This window comes from Myxococcus sp. CA005 (assembly GCF_006518205.1).
Taxonomy (GTDB): Bacteria; Myxococcota; Myxococcia; order Myxococcales; family Myxococcaceae; genus Myxococcus; species Myxococcus xanthus.
In genome coordinates this window covers 1-17331 of the sequence record NZ_SRLV01000021.1, presented here as the reverse complement: position 1 = coordinate 17331, position 17331 = coordinate 1, and the positions used below count along the sequence as shown (strand labels likewise).

Below are 17331 nucleotides of genomic sequence, written 5' to 3'. Positions count from 1 at the left end.
ATTACCCCTGGCGAGTGTTGGGAGCGCTTCGGCGCCCGATGGAGACTTCACTGATGTGTTCGAGATAGTCGGGGATCAGCTTCGCGGAGATGATCCACATGTACGGGTCCGGACCTGCGTGAATCCCGGCGTCCTGTACGTACTGCCCACCGTCGTCCTCACAGAGATAGTGGAACGAACGGCGGTGGCGGGCGGCGTACCAACGGCGTGCCGCATCCACCAGGGCGACGTAGGTGGACGGCCCCGCGTCGCTCAGGGGGAACAGCCGTGCCATGTCGAGCAGGCTGTAGAGATTGGTGCCCTGCTGGCCCAGCTCCAGGACGGCGGCGCCCACGGCCACGCCATTGCGGCGCGCGATGAGGATTTCGCGCTCGCGCTCCAGGCCAAAGGTGTTCCACTGCCCCTGCACCGCGCGCATGTCGATGCGGTCGCGCGTGAAGTCGAGCGCCTCCACGTAGCAGGACGGACGCGAATGGGCGATGTGGTCCGTCAGCAGCGTCAGCTCGGCGGAGGTGGCGGGGCTGATGGTGATGCCCTCGTGCAGCCGGCCCGTCTGCTCGTGCGTGTAGACGTCCATCATGTGGACCTTGCGCGTGAAGGCCAGCTCCGGGTTCGCCGCCATGTGCCGCTCGCCGTAGCGGACGTGCGCGCGCGCGATCCAGGGGTTGAGGCCTTCCACGTAGGCCACGGCCCAGCGGAAGTCGGCGTCGCTCTGCGGGTGCTCGAAGCAACGCACGTACAGGTCGTGCATGATGCGGCCCGGCTCCAGTCCCTTGAGGGCGGGCTTGCCCGGGCGCTTCGCCACCTGGTGTCCCATCCAGGTGTGCCGGTACGACTTCATGATGGACAGCGTCGCCTCGGGGCCGCGCTCGGACGGCCAGACGGCCTGGCAGAAGAGCTGCGGAACTTCCGCGGCGCGCTTGGCCATGTGGCTGAAGGCTTGCTTCAGCGCGTCGAATTCCTGAGAGGACTTGTTCGCCAGGCTGAAGAAGCCAGACAGCGTGAAGACATCCCAGAGCCCCTCTTCCTGCACATCACTGGTGCAAGTGTTGGGATTGGTCGTCTGGGAGACGAAGCGCACCCAGCGCGCCTCGTCGGAAGAGTAGGGCGACACGCTCAGGCCACACAGCACGGTGCCGTCAGCGCGCGCGCTGGTGACGTAGCGGATTTCACCGCGCAGGCTGATGGACTGGCCGTCCGGCGTGTGGAGCTCGAGCAGGGGCGGCAGCAGGCCCGGGAACAGCAGGTCCTCCGGGCGGCAGCGGATGCACATGCCGGAGAAGGACAGGTCCAACACCGCGCGCTCCATCTCCCCCTGCTCGCGCCACAGCGGGTGGTGGAAGGTGACGCGCACGCCCTCGGGCGCGGGCGAGCGGCGGTGCCAGCGGTGACGGATGCGGAAGAGGACGTCGGGCAGCGGCGACGTGAAGCGCTGGCCGCCCGGCGTTCCCGCCTCCAGGCGCATGCGGTACGCGCTGTTGTGGCCGATGACGTCGATGTCGTAGGGCGCCTCGCCCCAGTCGGTCACCGGGTCCTCGGCGTGCCACTCCAGTTGCTCCGTCTCCGCGTTGTAGCGCTCCAACACCAGGCGGACGGTGCGGCCCATGCGGCGCAGCACACCCTTGTTGCCCGCGGTGCTGATGGCCAGGAGGATGGCGCGGATGCGCTCGGCCTCGTCGATGGTGTCCTGTACCGGAAGGGCAGACGCGGCCGGCTCCGCGACGCCACGCTTCAGCGCGTCCGCCAGCAGCGTCAGGATTTGACGGCCCTGCTCAAGGGAGACGTTCGCCAACTGCAGCCCCACCGGGGTCCCGGCCGTCTCTGCGTCCGTGCGGATGAAGGCGCCCCGGATGGGACCCAGCGTCACGCCGCAGCCGGACAGATAGACGGGCAGGGCGCGCGCGTCGGAGGTGTCCACCTCACCCTTGGGCATCACCCACACCACGGTGGGGCTCAGCCGCGTCACCACGCCAATGGCGCCATCCAACGTGCCCACGGAGCAGGTGATGGCATCCGCGCCCGTCCCGTGCAGGGAGTAGCCCGAATCATCCAGCGCGGCCTCGGCGGGCGGCAGCGGAATCACGTTGAACAGCGCGTCACGGCTGCGGAACTCGACCGACCGACGGTCGGAGAGCGGGTTTCCCCCTTCCATAATCAGGCGCCCCCTTCTCCGGTGCTGAGGAACCCCTGATGCAGTCGTCGAAATTGCAAGCACGGTTGTTCCTCCCTGCTCCAGCGGTGCTGCGTTAGGCGGCGAATCGCTATAGGTCCGTATCATACGGATTTCCGAGGAACAGTCAAATCGGATTTGTGCAGTCAGGCTGTTTTCTGGCTGGCGGAATGGACGTCCGTGGGTCGTAGGTGACAGCAGCCCACTTCCAAGTCTTACGAAGCGATTCGCCGCGACGGCACACTCATACGGCCAAGATGCTGCGCGGCTGTAATGTCATAAGTCTGGCAGGCTGTGCGTACTTTCTCTTAGTGAAATGGCGTTCGTCAGACCCGCTCGTTAGAGTTCCCTCAGTCCAGCGAGCGGGAGGTGTGAGGGATGAGTGCTGTCATGAGCGCTGTGGGAGGAACGCAGGCTTTGGAGCAACTCCAGGCGCCTGTTCACGGCCGCGCCGTGGGCCTGGTGCCGGTGGACTCGCCAGACGTACTCCGAGTGGATGTCGCGGAGGTCGTTGGCGGCGCGGTGGAGCTCCTCTCAGTCACGCGCCGCTTGCGAGGAGTGCGGGTTTCCCTGGAGCTTCCAGAGGATCCGGTCCCCGCTAATGTTAGTCACCGGCGGCTGCAGCAGGTGCTGCTGCTGTTGCTGGCGCACGCGGCGGATGCATCGAACGGGCAGGGCGTTCGTGTGATGGTGGATTCCGCTGACGACTTCGGGGACCTGCCGCCCCGCTTCCAGGTCCAGGTCGCGGGGGCGTCGCTGTCCTCGCGGGAGCTCCAGGCGGTCTTCCTGTCTCCGATGTTGGTGGGGCCGCTGCACCGCAAGCTGGCCCGGGCCCGGGAGCTGACGGAGTCCATGGGTGGCACCTTGGAGGTGGCCAGCAGCGCGGCCGCCGGCATCACCGTGACGGTGGAGTTGCCCGCACCGGGGATGTCCAGCTGGTAGTCCGGGCGGGCCGCCATGCCCGCCGCTGAGCCACGACTTGAAGAGGAAGAGGAGGGCGGGCCGCCAGTGCCTGGCCCTCCTTTTTCGTTGAGTCGCCGGGGATGCCGGCCGTGTCGTTTCGCGCTCGCGCGGCGGCCGGCCGTTCTTCCGCGCCCGGCCATTGGCTCCGATAAGTCGTTCCGCGTGAGCCCGTGGCCAAACTCCTTGACGTCGCGGGGCGGGTTCTCGACTATCCCGCGCCGATTCTTACACGGTCACACCTTCTCAGGAGCACATCCATGGCGCCCCCGTCATCCGGAGAAAAGATCTCCCTGCAGAGCGGCAAGCTGTCCGTCCCGGACAACCCGATCATCCCCTTCATCGAGGGCGATGGCACCGGCCGCGACATCTGGCGTGCGTCCCAGGCGGTGTTCGACGCCGCGGTGGAGAAGGCCTACAAGGGCAAGAAGAAGATCGCCTGGTACGAAGTCCTGGCCGGCGAGAAGTCCTTCAAGGCGGTCAACAACTGGCTGCCCGAGGAGACGGTCGAGGCGTTCCGCACCTATCTGGTGGGCATCAAGGGCCCCCTGACGACGCCGGTGGGCGGCGGCATCCGGTCGCTGAACGTGGCCCTGCGGCAGATGCTGGACCTGTACGTCTGCCTGCGCCCCGTGCGCTACTTCAAGGGCGTGCCCAGCCCGGTGAAGATGCCGGACAAGGTCGACATGACCATCTTCCGTGAGAACACGGAAGACATCTACGCGGGCATCGAGTTCGAGGCCGGCACGGCCGCCGCGGAGAAGTTCCTGGGCCTGCTGAAGCAGGAGTTCCCGAAGGAGTTCGGGAAGATCCGCTTCCCGTCCGACGTGGGCCTGGGCATCAAGCCGGTGTCCCACGAGGGCAGCGACCGGCTGATCCGCGCCGCCATCCAGTACGCCGTGGACCACAAGCGCAAGAGCGTCACGCTGGTCCACAAGGGCAACATCATGAAGTTCACCGAGGGCGCCTTCCGCAAGTGGGGCTACGAGCTGGCCGCCCGGGAGTTCGGTGACAAGGTCTACACCTGGGACCAGTGGGAGGCCACCAAGGCCGCCAAGGGCGAGGACGCCGCCAACGCGGAGCAGAAGGCCGCGCTGGCCGCCGGGAAGATCCTGATCAAGGACTCCATCGCGGACATCACCCTGCAGCAGGTCCTCACCCGTCCGGATGAGTTCGACGTCATCGCCACGCTGAACCTCAACGGTGACTACCTGTCGGACGCGCTGGCGGCGCAGGTGGGCGGCATCGGCATCGCGCCGGGCGGCAACATCAACTACGTCACGGGCCACGCGGTGTTCGAGGCCACGCACGGCACGGCGCCCAAGTACGCCGACCAGGACAAGGTGAACCCGGGCTCGGTCATCCTCTCCGGTGAGATGATGTTCCGGCACCTGGGCTGGTACGAGGCGGCCGACCTGATGATCCAGGGCATGGACCGCGCCATCGCCAGCAAGACGGTGACCTACGACTTCGCCCGCCTGATGAAGCAGGAAGGGCAGAGCGGCGTCTCCGAGGTCAAGTGCTCCGAGTTCGGGCAGGCCATCATCAAGAACATGTAGTCCCCGGTCGGGGATCTGGAAGAGGCGAATCCATGGCTCAGAATGGCAAGAAGAAGATCGGCCTCATCGGCGGCGGTCAGATCGGCGGCAACCTGGCGCTGCTCGCCGTGCAGAAGTCGCTCGGTGACGTGGTGCTGTACGACATCCCGGCGGCCGAGGGTCTGGTCAAGGGCAAGGCGCTGGACATCAACCAGCTGGCCGCGGTCGACGGTTACGACTGCCGCGTGAAGGGCACCACGGACTGGAAGGACGTGGCTGGCTCGGACGTGATCATCATCACGGCCGGCATGCCCCGCAAGCCGGGCATGTCCCGCGAGGACCTGCTCGAGATCAACCTGAAGATCATGACGGACGTGGCGGGCAACATCAAGCAGCACGCCCCCAACGCCTTCGTCATCAACGTGGCCAACCCGCTGGACGCGATGGTGTTCGCGCTCCACAAGATCGCCGGTCTGCCCAAGCACATGGTCGCGGGCATGGCGGGCGTGCTGGACACCAGCCGCTTCAAGTGCTTCGTCGCCGAGGCGCTGGGCTGCTCCATCCGCGACGTGGAGGCCCTGGTGCTGGGCGGCCACGGCGACGACATGGTCCCGCTCGTCCGCCACAGCACGGTGGGCGGCGTGCCCCTGACGGAGCTGATCGCCAAGGACAAGCTGGACGCCATCATCAAGCGCACCCGTGAGGGCGGCGCGGAGCTGGTCGGTCTGTACAAGACGGGCAGCGCCTACTTCGGCCCCGCGGCGTCCGCCATCGCCATGGCGGAGAGCTTCCTGCAGGACCGCAAGCGCGTGCTGCCGGCCGCCGCCCTCCTGGAGGGCCAGTACGGCATCAACGGCTACTTCTTCGGCGTCCCCGTGCAGATCGGCGCGGGCGGCGTGGAGAAGATCCACACCGTCGAGCTGAACGATGGTGAGAAGGCCGAGCTGGAGAAGTCCTTCCAGTCGGTGAAGAAGACGGTCGACTCCGTCAAGCTGTAGTCGCTGGACAGTCACGTGCGGCCCGCTGGGGAAACCTGGCGGGCCCTGTGCCTGATGCTGTGGATGACGCGGGCTAATTGCCCCGGACGCCATCGTTGCAGCGCGTTTTCACCAAGTTAACTAGCCTGTAGAACTCGCACGGGACGTCCGGGCCCTGGCGCGCCACCTGGCGGGCCGGCTCAACCGAGCAGTGTCCGACGTCCGGCAGTCAAGGAGACGATGATGGCACCAGCAGCGCGGTTCACGGTGGTGGGCGGCGGCCTCGCCGGGCTGATGACGACGATCAAGCTCGCGGAGGCGGGCCACCAGGTGGATGTGCTCTCGCTCGTCCCGGTGAAGCGTTCCCACTCCGTTTGTGCCCAGGGCGGCATCAACGGCGCGGTGAACACCAAGGGCGAAGGCGACCACCCGGATATCCACGTGAAGGACACGCTGCGCGGCGGCGACTTCCTCGCGGAGCAGGTTTCGGTGAAGGGCATGTGTCATGCCGCGCCCGGCATCATCTACCTGTTGGACCGCATGGGCGTGACGTTCAACCGCACGCCGGAAGGTCTGTTGGACTTCCGCCGCTTCGGCGGCACGCTGCACCACCGCACGGCCTTCGCCGGCGCCACCACCGGCCAGCAGCTGCTCTACGCGCTGGACGAGCAGGTCCGCCGCTATGAGGCCGAGGGCAAGGTCACCAAGTACGAGTACTGGGAGTGGCTCGGCACGGTGAAGGACGACAGCGGGCGCTGCATCGGCAGCGTGGCCGTCGACCTGCGCACCATGGAGATCCGCACCTTCCCGGCCGAGGCCGTCTGCCTGGCCACGGGTGGTCCGGGCATCGTCTTCGGACGCTCCACCAACTCCATCATCAACACCGGCACCGCCGCGGGCCGCGCCTACATGGAGGGCGCGCACTACGCCAACGGTGAGTTCATCCAGGTGCACCCGACGTCGATTCCGGGCGAGGACAAGCTCCGCCTGATGAGCGAGTCGGTGCGTGGCGAGGGCGGCCGCGTCTGGGTGCCCCGCAAGAAGGGCGACACGCGGGCGCCTCAGCAGATCCCGGAGGCGGAGCGCTGGTACTTCCTGGAAGAGAAGTACCCCAAGTACAAGAACCTGGTGCCGCGCGACGTGGCCACCCGCGAGATCTTCATGGTCTGCCGCGAGCTGGGCATGGGCATCAACGGCCGGGACGGCGTGTACCTGGACGTCACGCACATCCCCGCGCCGGTGCTGGACGCCAAGATCAAGGGCGTCATGGAGATCTACGAGAAGTTCGTCGGTGACGACCCGCGCAAGGTGCCCATGGTCATCTTCCCGGGCATGCACTACTCCATGGGCGGCCTGTACGTGAACTTCGAGGCCGACCCGAAGACGCAGACGCCGGCCGAGGGCAGCCCGAAGAACCAGTCCACCACCATCCCCGGCCTCTACGCCGCGGGCGAGGCGGACTACGCCTTCCACGGCGCGAACCGCCTGGGCGCCAACTCGCTGCTGTCGTGCATCTACTCCGGCATGATCGGCGGCCCGGCCATGGTCTCCTTCGCCAAGAGCCAGGGCACCAGCGCCGCGGCGATGCCGGAGAAGCACTTCCAGGCCGCCCGGCAGTACTGGCAGGACCGCTTCGCCACCATGCTCAAGATGAGTGGCACGGAGAACCCGTACGGGCTCGCCAAGGAGCTGGGCGACACCATGACGGAGAACTGCACCGTCGTGCGCTACAACGACCGTCTGAAGAAGACGATCGAGAAGATCCGCGAGCTCAAGGAGCGCTGGAAGAACGTCAACGTGCTGGACACGGGCAATGTGGCCAACCGCGCGCTGTCGTACACCAACCAGCTGTGGAACATGTTCGAGCTGGGCGAGGTCATCGCGACCAGCGCGCTGCTCCGCGACGAGAGCCGCGGCGCCCACTACAAGCCGGACTTCTCGCTGCCCGAACCGAAGACGAAGGACCCGACGCAGGACCCGGAGTGGATGAGCCTGTGGCGTGCGCGCCACGAGAAGTGGGCGAAGACGACCGTCGCGACGTACAGCGAGGCCGGCCCGAAGATCCACTACGAGGACATCCCTACGCCCGTGCTGGACCCCGAGCCGCGCTGGTACGCCTGAGACGGGAACCACTCAACCGATTTGGAAGTGAAGGGTCGAGCCACATGGACACTGCACAAGCATCCGCTGTCACCACCAAGACCATCACCTTCCGCATCTGGCGGCAGGATGATCCCGCGAAGCCAGGCCACTTCGATGAGTTCAAGGTTCCCTATGCGAAGGGCGCCAACGTCATCTCGTGCCTGATGGAGATCCAGCGCAACCCCGTCACCGTGGAGGGCAAGCGCGTGGCCCCGGTGATCTGGGACGCCGCATGTCTGGAAGAGGTCTGTGGCAGCTGCGCCATGAACATCAACGGCCGCGTGCGCATGGCCTGCTCGGCGCTGATCGACAAGCTGGAGCAGCCGATCACGCTGGAGCCCATGAGCAAGTTCCCCGTGGTGCGTGACCTCACGGTGAACCGCGACCGCATGTTCGACGCGCTCAAGCGCATCAAGGGCTGGGTGCCCATCGACGGCACGCACAACCTGGGGCCGGGGCCGCGCCAGGCGCCCGTGGACCAGTCGGTGATGTACGTGCTGTCCACGTGCATCACCTGCGGCAGCTGCCTGGAGGCGTGCCCCCAGGTGACGCAGGAGAACGACTTCGTGGGCGCGGCGGCCATCAGCCAGGCCCGCCTGTTCAACATGAACCCCACGGGCAAGATGAACTCCGAGGAGCGCGTGCGCTCGCTCATGGGGCCCGGCGGCATCCAGGACTGCGGCAAGGCGCAGAACTGCGTGAAGGTCTGCCCGAAGGAGATTCCGCTCGTCACGTCCATCGCGGTGATGAACCGCGAGGTGACCAAGCTCACCATCAAGGACATCTTCTTCCAGGACGAGGCCCCCAAGGGCCACGGCAGCGGTCCGGGGTAGGGCGCTCGCCAGCGACTTCCCGGCGTTCTCTGGCTTCAAGCGGCCCCGGGCCGGCGTCCATTCGAGACGCCGGGCGGGGCCGCCGCTGTTTGGGTGTCCGTGGAAAACCCTGCGGTGAAGGCAGGCTCATCTTCGCGGACATCCCTGATTATCTGCCGTGCACCCTGTCGGACGATGCAGGTGTACCGGGGTCAAACGGTCTTGCACTCCGTCCTTTTCTGCGCAATGAGGGCCCGGCGCTGACGCCTCTGTTCAGGCTGTCTCCCTCGTCTCCACCGGAGCCTCGATGAAGATCCACGAGTACCAGGGCAAGGAAATCTTCCGGAAGTACGGCGTGCCCACGCCGAAGGGCATCCTCGCCGTTTCCGCCAACGACGCGGAGGCCGCCGCGAAGGAGCTCGGCACTTCTGTGGTCGTCGTGAAGGCCCAGATCCACGCAGGTGGCCGTGGCAAGGGCGGCGGCGTGAAGCTGGCCAAGAGCCCCGCGGAAGCCAAGGAGCTGGCCAAGCAGATGCTTGGCATGAAGCTCAAGACCATCCAGACCGGGCCGGAAGGCCAGACGGTCCACAAGGTCTACATCGAAGAAGGTCTCGCCATTGGCCAGGAGCTGTACCTGGGCGTGACGCTGGACCGCGCCACCAGCCGCATCACCTTCATGGCCTCCCGCGAGGGCGGCGTGGAGATTGAAGAGGTGGCGGAGAAGCACCCGGAGAAGATCCTCCGCGAGTCGGTGGACCCGGCCGTGGGCTTCCAGGACTTCCAGGGCCGCAAGCTGGCCTTCGGGCTGGGCCTGACGGGCCCCACGGTGAACAAGTTCACCCAATTCTGCTCGGCGCTGTACCGGATGTTCATGGACACGGACGCCTCGCTCGTGGAGATCAACCCGCTGGTCATCCTGAAGGATGGCGGCGTGGTGGCGCTCGACGCGAAGGTGACCTTCGACGAGAACGCGCTCTACCGGCACAAGGACCTGCTGGAGTACCGCGACCTGGCCGAAGAGGAGCCCCGTGAGATCCAGGCCAAGGAGTGGGATCTGGCCTACATCGCGCTGGATGGCAACATCGGCTGCATGGTGAACGGCGCCGGCCTGGCGATGGCCACCATGGACACCATCAAGCTGGTGGGCGGCAGTCCGGCCAACTTCCTGGACGTGGGCGGCGGCGCCAACAAGGAGAAGGTCACCGCGGCCTTCAAGCTCATCCTGGCGGACCCGGCCGTGAAGGCGGTGCTGGTCAACATCTTTGGCGGCATCATGAAGTGCGACGTCATCGCCGAGGGCATCATCGCCGCGGCGAAGGAGGTCCAGCTCAAGGTTCCGCTCGTGGTGCGGCTGGAAGGCACCAACGTTGAGAAGGGCAAGGAGCTGCTGAGCAACTCCGGCCTCGCCATCACCCCGGCGGACAACCTGCGTCAGGCGGCGGAGAAGGCCGTCGCTGCGGTGAAGTAATCCCGCGCACTCTTTCCTGAAAGAACGCCATGGCCATCCTCGTCAACGAAAACACGAAGGTCCTCTGCCAGGGCATCACCGGCTCGGCGGGCTCGTTCCACGCGAAGCAGATGCTCGAGTACGGCACGAAGCTCGTTGCCGGCGTGACTCCGGGCAAGGGCGGCACCACGTTCGAAGGCAAGGTCCCCGTGTTCAACACGGTGGCCGAGGCGGTGAAGGAGACGGGCGCGAACACGTCCGTGGTCTTCGTGCCGCCCCCCTTCGCCGCTGACTCCATCATGGAGGCTGCGGACGCGGGCGTGGCCCTCATCATCGTCATCACCGAGGGCATCCCGGTCAACGACATGGTGCGCGCCAAGCGCTACCTGCAGGGCAAGCCGGGCATCCGGCTGGTCGGCCCCAACTGTCCGGGCGTCATCACCCCGGGCGCGCTGTGCAAGATCGGCATCATGCCGGGCCACATCCACAAGCCGGGCCGCATCGGCGTGGTGTCCCGCTCCGGCACGCTGACCTACGAGGCCGTGCACCAGCTCACCCAGCTGGGCCTGGGCCAGTCCACCGCCGTGGGCATCGGCGGTGACCCGGTCAACGGCACGGACTTCGTGGACGTGCTGAAGCTCTTCAACGCGGACCCGGACACCGACGCCGTCATCATGATTGGCGAAATCGGCGGTGACGCCGAGGAGCGCGGCGCCGAGTACGTGGCGCGCGAGTTCACCAAGCCCATCGCCGGGTTCATCGCGGGCCAGTCCGCGCCCCCGGGCAAGCGCATGGGCCACGCCGGCGCCATCATCTCCGGCGGCAAGGGCACGGCGACCGAGAAGATCAAGGCCATGGAGGCCGCGGGCATCCTGATGGCCGCCAGCCCCGCCGAGCTGGGCACCACCCTTCAGGAGGCCCTCAAGCGGGGCGCTCCGAAGAAGCGCTAAACCCCAACGGAAACACGAGAAGGAGCCAGTCACATGGCTATCGAGCGTACGCTGTCCATCATCAAGCCGGACGGCCTGGAGAAGGGCGTCATCGGGAAGATCATCAGCCGCTTCGAGGAGAAGGGGCTGAAGCCGGTCGCCATCCGCCTGCAGCACCTGTCCCAGGCGCAGGCCGAGGGCTTCTACGCGGTCCACAAGGCCCGGCCCTTCTTCAAGGACCTGGTGCAGTTCATGATCTCCGGCCCGGTGGTCCTGATGGTGCTGGAAGGTGAGAACGCGGTCCTGGCCAACCGGGACATCATGGGCGCCACCAACCCCGCGCAGGCGGCCGAGGGCACCATCCGCAAGGACTTCGCCACCAGCATCGACAAGAACACGGTGCACGGCTCCGACAGCCTGGAGAACGCGAAGATCGAGATCGCGTACTTCTTCCGGGAGACGGAGATCCACTCCTACCCGTACCAGAAGTAGCCGGCCGGCCGCCTATGGGGCCGCCGTTCCAGGCCCGGTGTCCGTGCTCTCAGAAGGCGCGGGCCCGGGCCGCTGTTCTTCCAGGAGACACTACCGGGTAGTGTCCACGAGGCGGGCAGGGGAGCATGGGCTCCTTTGACTTGCCGTGCCCAGGTGTGGGAAGGGACGCCCCTGGGCCCACCGTTAAGCGCAACGACGATGTCAGAGACCTCCGCCACCTCCCTGCCAGTCACCGAGCCATTGCCGGCTCCCGCGCCCGCCAAGCTGGTGGACGTGGCCAGCCTGTCGTTGGAGGCGCTGTCGCGCTTCGTCACCGAGGAACTGGGTGAGCGCGCCTTCCGTGCCCCGCAGATCTACCGCTGGCTGCACCAGCGAGGCGCCACCTCGTTCGACGAGATGACGGACCTCTCCAAGGTCCTGCGTGAGAAGCTCAGGGCGCGCGCGGAGATCGTCCCCCTGGTGAAGGACTGCGAGCTGCGCAGCACCGACGGCACCATCAAGTACCGGTGGAAGACGCGGGACGGGCGCTACATCGAATCCGTCTACATGCCCACCGAGGACCGCAGGACGTTGTGCGTGTCCACGCAGGTGGGCTGCGCCATGGCCTGCGGCTTCTGCATGACGGGCACCATGGGGCTCAAGCGCAACCTGACCCCCAGCGAGATTGTGGCCCAGGTCCACGCGGTGAACCGCGAGGTTCGCAAGAACGAGGGGCACGAGACGCTCCGCCCGCTCTCCAACCTGGTGTTCATGGGGATGGGGGAGCCTCTCCACAACTTCGAGAACCTGAAGACGGCGCTCTCCATCCTCCAGTCCGAGGACGGGCCGAACTTCAGCCACCGGCACATCACCGTCTCCACCGTGGGGCTGGTGCCGATGATTGAGCGTTTCGGCAAGGAGACGGACGTCAAGCTGGCCATCTCCCTCAACGCCAGCACAGACGAGCAGCGCAGCAAGACGATGCCCGTCAACCGCAAGTGGAACATCGCGGCCTTGCTGGACGCCTGCCGGAAGTTCCCGCTGCGTCAGGGGCGCCGCATCACCTTCGAGTACGTCCTCATCAAGGGCTTCAACGACGCGGACGAGGACGCGCACCGGCTCATCGAACTGCTCAAGGGCATCCCGGTGAAGGTGAATCTGATCCCCTACAACGAGAATCCCGGCCTGGGGTTCCACACCACCGGCGAGGAGCGGGCGGAGGAATTCCGCGCCATCCTCGCGGACGGCCACGTCGCCGCCTACATCCGCAGGAACCGGGGCCGGGACATCGCCGGCGCCTGCGGGCAACTCGCCAATCGCGGCGAGACACAAGCCGGGACCGATAGTACGACATAAGTTCCCGAACTTCCTTGACAATCCAACGGGTGCAGCGTTAAGAGCGCCACCCCTTTCCTAAGACGTTTCCTGTTCGTTGGAGAGCATTCAATGGCCGTTGTCCTCCGTCTTGCCCGCGCGGGCGTCAAGAAGAAGCCGTACTACCACGTGGTCGCCACCGACTCCCGTAACCCCCGGGACGGCAAGTTCATCGAGGCCGTGGGCGCGTACGACCCGAACCAGGAGCCGCCGAAGGTGGAGTTCAACGAGGAGCGCCTCAACTACTGGCTGAAGACTGGCGCGACGCCGTCTGAGACCGTTGCGGACCTGATCAAGGTCGCCGGCAAGGCCAAGCCCGCTCCCGCGGTCTGAGCCACGCCCGAGTGGACGTGGAGCAGCTTCTCAACTATCTGGCGCGGGCCCTGGTCGATCATCCTGACCAGGTCAGCCTGCGCATTTCCGAGGCGGAAGGGGCCCGGCTCTTCGAGCTGAAGGTCTCCGCCGAGGACGTCGGCAAGGTCATCGGCCGTGACGGGCGCACCGTGAATGCCCTCCGGACGCTGCTCAATGCCGCCGCACAGAAGTCCGGGCAGAAGGTCCGCCTGGAGATTCTCGACGACCGGCGCAATGCAGCAGGCGCTCCGGTCGCGCCGGACTCCGCTCAGTGACGGCCACCAGTCCCTATCTGGAGCTGGGATACGTCGCGCGCGCTCACGGGCTGCGTGGCGAGGTCGCCATTCGCGCGCTGGATCCGGCGTCGGAGACGCTCGACACCGTCGATCGCATCTGGGTGCGGACGCGCGCCGGTGTGGAGCGGGAAATGCGGCTGGAGGCGCTCCGGCCCACGCCCAAGGAGGACATCGTGGTCCTCGAGGGCGTGGAGTCGCGGAACGACGCGGAGGCGCTCGTGGGCGCCAAGGTGTTCGTCTTCCGCGAGGATCTGGAGCCGCCCGCGGAGGGCGAGTTCTTCCAGGGTGACTTGGTGGGGCTCGATGCCGTGGACGCCAACGGGAACGCGTTGGGCCGGGTGGAGGAGATCTGGACCACCGGCGAGGTGCCCAACCTGGTCATTCGCGCTTCCGGGCGCGAGGAGCTGGTGGTTCCCTTCGCCGACGAGTTCGTCCCCACCGTGGACCTCGAGGCGCGGCGCATCGTCATCCATCCGCCCGAGTACGTGGAGGCGGGACGCAAGGGCGCCGAGTCAGGAGGAGGCCCGGAGGACGCGGAATGAGCCCACCGTATCCGGTGGAGATCCTCACGTTGTTCCCCGGCATGGTGACCGGTTACCTGGGGGCCAGCATCCTCGGGAAGGCTCAGGAGAAGGGCCTGCTGGCCACCACCATCACCGATATCCGCGAGTACGCCGAGGGCAAGCACCGCGTTACCGACGACGCACCCTACGGCGGTGGCGCCGGCATGGTGATGAAGCCGGAGCCCCTGGTCGCCGCGATTGAGGCGGCCAAAGCGCGGCATCCGGGCGCGCGGGTGCTGCTCATGAGCCCCCGAGGGCCCACCTTCACCCAGGCCACTGCGCGTGAGCTGGTCCGTCACGAGGCGGGCCTCATCCTGGTCTGCGGCCGCTACGAGGGCGTGGACGAGCGGGTGATGGCGCACCTCGACGGGGAGCTGTCTCTGGGGGACTTCGTTCTCACTGGCGGCGAGCTGGCGGCCATGACGGTGGTGGATGCGGTGGCGCGGCTGGTGCCCGGGGTGCTGGGCAACGTGGACTCGTCCGTCACGGAGAGCTTCGAGGAAGGCCTGCTGGAGCATCCCCAGTACACCCGCCCGCCTGTCTTCCGGGGCGTCGAGGTGCCGGCCGCCCTGCAGTCCGGCGACCATGCCCGGATTGCCCGCTGGCGGCGCTGGAAGTCGTTGGTGCTCACCCATGAGCGCCGCCCGGACCTGTATGCCCGCGTGGTGCTGTCAAAGGCTGACCAGAAACTTCTGGCCCGTCGGGAGGAAGAGCTGTAACCCTGAACGTTGCTAGCGGGTTGGATCATCAGGGCTTGTCCGACACCGCTCTCTCTGTTAGTACGGCCCGCTCTTCACGCGACCATCGCGTCAGTTCAAGTTTTCCGGAGTTTGTCATGCGCAACGCCGCCATTCAGCACATCGAGGCCAAGTTCCTGCGCCAGGATGTCACCGTGTTCAATACCGGTGATTCCGTGCGCGTCCACTGGAAGGTCAAGGAGGGCGAGAAGGAGCGCGTGCAGGCGTTCGAGGGCATCGTCATTCGGAAGACCAAGGGCAACCACCGCGCTACCTTCACGGTGCGGAAGCTCTCCTTCGGCGTCGGCGTGGAGCGCGTGTTCCCGCTGCACAGCCCCCGCTACGAGAAGATCGAGGTCCTGTCGCGCGGTGACGTGAACCGCAAGCGCCTGTTCTACCTCCGCGCCCTCAAGGGCAAGGCGGCGCGCGTCGACGTCATCGAAGAGCCGAAGCCGTCCAAGAAGGCCGCCTCGGCCTCCTGAGCGCTTCCAGCGCCTGGGCAGTGAAAAGGAGCGTCCGATCCCGGACGCTCCTTTTTTCATTCGCGCTAACATGCGCGAGCCATGCAATTCGCCGAAGTCGCCGTCCAGAACGTCCGCGGTTTCTCCCCCGCGGGGCGCTTTGCCCTGAAGGCGGGATATCTCGTCCTCAAACCGCCCTCGGCGGAGTCGAGCCCCCTGGCGGGCCTCTCCCTCGCGCTGCTCTTCGCGGATGGGCGTGGCACTGACGCCAGCTTCATCGCCACCGGTGCGAAGTCGGGCAAGGCGGCCCTGACGTTCGCCGGAGTGGATGGGGTGACATACCGCGTGCTGCGCGACCTCGGCGGCTCCGGGACATTGCACCGGATGAATCCCACGACGCAGCAGCCGGAGCTCGTCTCTTCGGATGCGTCGGAGATCAGCCAGTTCCTTCGCGGACAGGCGGGACTTCCACCGAAGACCACGTTCGAGCAGGTGTACTGCCTCCAACTCGGGCAGCTTCCCTCGCGGCGCCCGAGGAAGGCCGCTGCCGCCGCGGCGAAGGTGGACCCCAGGACGTCCGGCCGGTACCCGTCCCTGGCGTCCGCGTCCACCGTGTTGCCCGCGGAGGACATCCCCGCTGCCGAGGCGAAGCTGCGCGCGCTGGAGCAGGAACTGGCTGCCTCCACGGAGGTGGACAGCCTTCAGTTCAAGGCGGACGGCGTGGCGTCCCAGATCTTCGACGCCGAGCAGCGGCTGAAGGGCACCGAGGGGCTCAAAGTGGCCATCTCCGAGGCCGAGGCCGCCTGGCGCGCGGCGCCTACGCCCGAGTCCCTGGGGCTGCCTCAGGACATCGTGAACCGCCTGAAGCGCCACCCCAAGGTGATTGCCAGGCGTGACGAGGCCCTGGCGCGCCTCAACGCGGACCGGGAGAACGAAGCGGAGGCACGACCCGCCTCGGTACCGTCCCTGACGCAGAACATGGGGTTCTGGGCCGGCCTGGGCGCGGGAGTGCTGTTCCTGGCGCTGGCCGTGGGCCTGGGCTTTGGAGTGGACCGGACCTTCCGCTACCTGGCGCTGCTGGACATCCCGGCCTTCGGCGTCGCCGCCTTCCTGGCGCTGCGCTACGTGGATGACCTGCAGAAGGCCACGCGTCATGGCAGCAAGGAGAACCGCTTCGACATCCGGGAGAAGAAGATCCTCGAGGAGTACGAAGCGGAAGCCGCGCCGCTGCGCATGGCGCAGAAGGCGCTCGACGTGGAAGAGCTGGACGGCATCGCGCCGGCCCTGGAGCGCAGGGAGCTGCTGGCCGCGCGCGTCGCGGAGCTGCAGGACCAGTTGCACACCATGGAGTCGGATCCGGACTACCTCGCGGCGGCCGCTCAGGTTCAGTCGCTGAAGGCGGAGGCGGAAGCGCTCAACGACGAGCTGACGCAGAAGGGCACCTACGTGCGCGACGTGCGCGAGGTGGAGCGTGAGATGGGCCGGCTGAAGGAGTCCATTGCCCTGGCCAAGGCGCCTCCGCCGCCGGCCGCGCCGGGCCCGGATGGCTCCGTGCCCGTGGAGACGCTGGAGGATCCGTCGCCCATGCTCCTGTCCCAGGCGGCGGACGTGTTCACCACGGACATCCTGTCCGTGCAGGCGATGCTGAAGGAGCGGTGCGTCCAGTACCTCACCGCGCTCACGGACCGGCGGTACCAGAGCATCGAGTGGGACCGCGAGGGCAAGGCCTTCGCCCTGGCCTCGGGCCGGCGGGTGCCGGTGGGCGAGCTCCCTGCGAAAGATTTGGACCTGTACTACCTGGCCCTGCGGATGACGGTGGTGGAGAAGGCGAGCGCCCGAGTGAAGCGTCCCTTCCTGCTGGAGGACGTCTTCACTGGGATGGAGGAGGTGAAGCTCCCCCTCATCGCTCGGATGCTGAAGCACCTGGGTACGCTGACGCAGGTGCTGCACGTCACCTCGCACCCGGGCTTCGCACAGATGTCGGACGGGCCCGTTAACGTCTGAGGCGACGTGGCGGGTTACCTCCAGGGGGAGGGCCGTCAGGGGAGGGGTGGATGCGACGGGCGGCGCCGGCTGAGCGGCGGGAGTATGGGAATGCGG

At 66.9% G+C, this 17331-nt stretch carries 16 protein-coding genes; 15 read left to right on the top strand and 1 reads right to left on the bottom strand.

The window, feature by feature from the left end:
- Position 1: 1 nt before the first annotated feature.
- Positions 2-2152, bottom strand: coding sequence for a hypothetical protein (locus FMQ63_RS11780; RefSeq protein ID WP_225909258.1), 2151 nt, complete (start codon positions 2150-2152; stop codon positions 2-4).
- A 408-nt stretch (positions 2153-2560) separates the two neighbouring features.
- On the opposite strand from FMQ63_RS11780, the gene FMQ63_RS11775 reads away from it, so the two are divergent.
- The 15 genes from FMQ63_RS11775 to FMQ63_RS11705 all read left to right on the top strand — a co-directional run bounded on the left by FMQ63_RS11775 (position 2561) and on the right by FMQ63_RS11705 (position 17235).
- On the top strand, positions 2561-3112 hold the full coding sequence (locus FMQ63_RS11775; protein ID WP_020478305.1) for an ATP-binding protein: 552 nt from the start codon (positions 2561-2563) through the stop codon (positions 3110-3112).
- Between the two features lie 278 nt (positions 3113-3390).
- Positions 3391-4689, top strand: coding sequence for an NADP-dependent isocitrate dehydrogenase (icd, locus tag FMQ63_RS11770; protein ID WP_011553566.1), 1299 nt, complete (start codon positions 3391-3393; stop codon positions 4687-4689).
- A gap of 32 nt (positions 4690-4721) precedes the next feature.
- Entirely contained in the window at positions 4722-5666 is a 945-nt protein-coding gene (mdh, locus tag FMQ63_RS11765) for a malate dehydrogenase (protein WP_011553567.1), read from the top strand.
- A 222-nt stretch (positions 5667-5888) separates the two neighbouring features.
- A complete protein-coding gene (gene sdhA, locus FMQ63_RS11760; protein ID WP_026114003.1) occupies positions 5889-7766 on the top strand; it encodes a succinate dehydrogenase flavoprotein subunit in 1878 nt (625 codons plus the stop codon).
- Between the two features lie 44 nt (positions 7767-7810).
- Entirely contained in the window at positions 7811-8620 is an 810-nt protein-coding gene (sdhB, locus tag FMQ63_RS11755; protein WP_011553569.1) for a succinate dehydrogenase iron-sulfur subunit, read from the top strand.
- A 286-nt stretch (positions 8621-8906) separates the two neighbouring features.
- Entirely contained in the window at positions 8907-10067 is a 1161-nt protein-coding gene (sucC, locus tag FMQ63_RS11750; protein WP_011553570.1) for an ADP-forming succinate--CoA ligase subunit beta, read from the top strand.
- A gap of 29 nt (positions 10068-10096) precedes the next feature.
- The gene (sucD, locus tag FMQ63_RS11745; RefSeq protein ID WP_011553571.1) at positions 10097-10996 is read left to right on the top strand and encodes a succinate--CoA ligase subunit alpha; all 900 of its coding nucleotides are present in this window, start codon (positions 10097-10099) and stop codon (positions 10994-10996) included.
- Positions 10997-11029: 33 nt separating this feature from the next.
- Positions 11030-11467: a nucleoside-diphosphate kinase gene (gene ndk / locus FMQ63_RS11740; protein ID WP_011553572.1), complete on the top strand. Its 438-nt coding sequence runs from the start codon at positions 11030-11032 to the stop codon at positions 11465-11467.
- A 198-nt stretch (positions 11468-11665) separates the two neighbouring features.
- On the top strand, positions 11666-12802 hold the full coding sequence (rlmN, locus tag FMQ63_RS11735) for a 23S rRNA (adenine(2503)-C(2))-methyltransferase RlmN (protein WP_011553573.1): 1137 nt from the start codon (positions 11666-11668) through the stop codon (positions 12800-12802).
- A gap of 90 nt (positions 12803-12892) precedes the next feature.
- Entirely contained in the window at positions 12893-13153 is a 261-nt protein-coding gene (gene rpsP / locus FMQ63_RS11730) for a 30S ribosomal protein S16 (protein ID WP_011553574.1), read from the top strand.
- A gap of 11 nt (positions 13154-13164) precedes the next feature.
- Positions 13165-13449: a KH domain-containing protein gene (locus FMQ63_RS11725; RefSeq protein ID WP_011553575.1), complete on the top strand. Its 285-nt coding sequence runs from the start codon at positions 13165-13167 to the stop codon at positions 13447-13449.
- Positions 13446-14012 (top strand): ribosome maturation factor RimM, encoded by a 567-nt coding sequence (gene rimM, locus FMQ63_RS11720; RefSeq protein WP_011553576.1) that lies wholly within the window; start codon positions 13446-13448, stop codon positions 14010-14012. Before FMQ63_RS11725 ends, rimM begins: the two co-directional genes overlap by 4 nt.
- Positions 14009-14752, top strand: a complete 744-nt coding sequence (gene trmD, locus FMQ63_RS11715) for a tRNA (guanosine(37)-N1)-methyltransferase TrmD (RefSeq protein WP_011553577.1) — start codon at positions 14009-14011, stop codon at positions 14750-14752. Before rimM ends, trmD begins: the two co-directional genes overlap by 4 nt.
- A 116-nt stretch (positions 14753-14868) precedes the next feature.
- Positions 14869-15252 carry a 50S ribosomal protein L19 gene (rplS, locus tag FMQ63_RS11710; RefSeq protein WP_011553578.1) on the top strand — a complete coding sequence of 128 codons (384 nt, stop codon included), beginning with the start codon at positions 14869-14871 and terminating at the stop codon, positions 15250-15252.
- 81 nt (positions 15253-15333) lie between these two features.
- Positions 15334-17235 (top strand): ATP-binding protein, encoded by a 1902-nt coding sequence (locus FMQ63_RS11705; RefSeq protein WP_011553579.1) that lies wholly within the window; start codon positions 15334-15336, stop codon positions 17233-17235.
- The last annotated feature ends 96 nt before the right edge of the window (positions 17236-17331 follow it).

Coding starts and splice junctions, on each gene's coding strand:
- rlmN (WP_011553573.1), top strand. CDS start 11,666: ATGTCAGAGACCTCCGCCACCTCCCTGCCAGTCACCGAGCCATTGCCG.
- sdhA (WP_026114003.1), top strand. CDS start 5,889: ATGGCACCAGCAGCGCGGTTCACGGTGGTGGGCGGCGGCCTCGCCGGG.
- sucD (WP_011553571.1), top strand. CDS start 10,097: ATGGCCATCCTCGTCAACGAAAACACGAAGGTCCTCTGCCAGGGCATC.
- mdh (WP_011553567.1), top strand. CDS start 4,722: ATGGCTCAGAATGGCAAGAAGAAGATCGGCCTCATCGGCGGCGGTCAG.
- rplS (WP_011553578.1), top strand. CDS start 14,869: ATGCGCAACGCCGCCATTCAGCACATCGAGGCCAAGTTCCTGCGCCAG.
- ndk (WP_011553572.1), top strand. CDS start 11,030: ATGGCTATCGAGCGTACGCTGTCCATCATCAAGCCGGACGGCCTGGAG.
- sdhB (WP_011553569.1), top strand. CDS start 7,811: ATGGACACTGCACAAGCATCCGCTGTCACCACCAAGACCATCACCTTC.
- FMQ63_RS11780 (WP_225909258.1), bottom strand. CDS start 2,152: ATGGAAGGGGGAAACCCGCTCTCCGACCGTCGGTCGGTCGAGTTCCGC.
- icd (WP_011553566.1), top strand. CDS start 3,391: ATGGCGCCCCCGTCATCCGGAGAAAAGATCTCCCTGCAGAGCGGCAAG.
- FMQ63_RS11705 (WP_011553579.1), top strand. CDS start 15,334: ATGCAATTCGCCGAAGTCGCCGTCCAGAACGTCCGCGGTTTCTCCCCC.
- sucC (WP_011553570.1), top strand. CDS start 8,907: ATGAAGATCCACGAGTACCAGGGCAAGGAAATCTTCCGGAAGTACGGC.
- rpsP (WP_011553574.1), top strand. CDS start 12,893: ATGGCCGTTGTCCTCCGTCTTGCCCGCGCGGGCGTCAAGAAGAAGCCG.
- trmD (WP_011553577.1), top strand. CDS start 14,009: ATGAGCCCACCGTATCCGGTGGAGATCCTCACGTTGTTCCCCGGCATG.
- FMQ63_RS11775 (WP_020478305.1), top strand. CDS start 2,561: ATGAGCGCTGTGGGAGGAACGCAGGCTTTGGAGCAACTCCAGGCGCCT.